1 protein-coding gene is annotated in these 759 nt (G+C 55.6%); it reads right to left on the bottom strand.

The window, feature by feature from the left end; translation table 11 throughout:
- The coding region (locus D7Y06_RS25390; protein ID WP_243119522.1) for an ExeA family protein at window positions 1-701 on the bottom strand (701 nt) is incomplete at its 3' end.
- Between the last annotated feature and the right edge of the window lie 58 nt (window positions 702-759).

Genomic DNA, 759 nt, shown 5'->3' with positions numbered 1-759 from the left:
TTTACCATGCGGGGTGTCCCATCCGAGGCGTTCAGGATCGCTTCGACAGCAGCATCCTCAAAAACAGTATGGCTGCATCCAGCGCCATGAAGCTTTGTCCGGATATATTCCCGCCCTTCCTCTTTCGTCATGCCCTCCATGTGGAAGTTCATCACCAGCCGCTGGCGCAGGGGTTCGTGGACGGACAGGCGCAGGGTGTTGTTCAGCTGGCCAAGGCCGCACAGGAGGATCACGGCACGGTCCTTTGAATCCATCTCAAAGTTGAAGAGGAGCTTTAAATCGTTCAGGATGCCGTTGCTGACATAGTTGGCCTCATCAATGATGATGACAGGCGTCTTCTTCTTTTCCAGGGACAGCCGCTTTATCTCCTCCTGGATGGAGCGGAAGTTATCGGGCTTGCGGAAGGAGGGCTGCCCTCCCAGGGCCTCGGTGAGGCTGCGGTAAAAATCCGTCACGGTGAGGGTGGAGAGGCAGGAATAGACCACCTTGTAAAGGGAAGGATTCAGGGAGGCGGCCCATCCCCTCAAAGCCGTGGTTTTGCCGCGGCCGGGTCCTCCCGTGAGCAGGCCGAAGCCTTTTGTTTTTTCCAGGTAAGAGAGGCGGAAAAGGACCTCCCGGTACTGTGCTGTCTCTACCAGGACCTCTTTGGAATTCTTGAGGAAAGGATTATATTCCATTCCGAAACGGGAAACGTCCATCATTGCTCACCCCTTTCGGAAAGCAGGAGTTTCTCCCGCTTCACAGAGGCGTTCTCCTGCT

Source organism: Roseburia sp. 1XD42-69 (assembly GCF_003612565.1).
Taxonomy (GTDB): domain Bacteria; phylum Bacillota; class Clostridia; order Lachnospirales; family Lachnospiraceae; genus Roseburia_B.
Note: the sequence above shows the minus strand (reverse complement) of the source record. Positions and strands in the feature narration are given on the sequence as shown.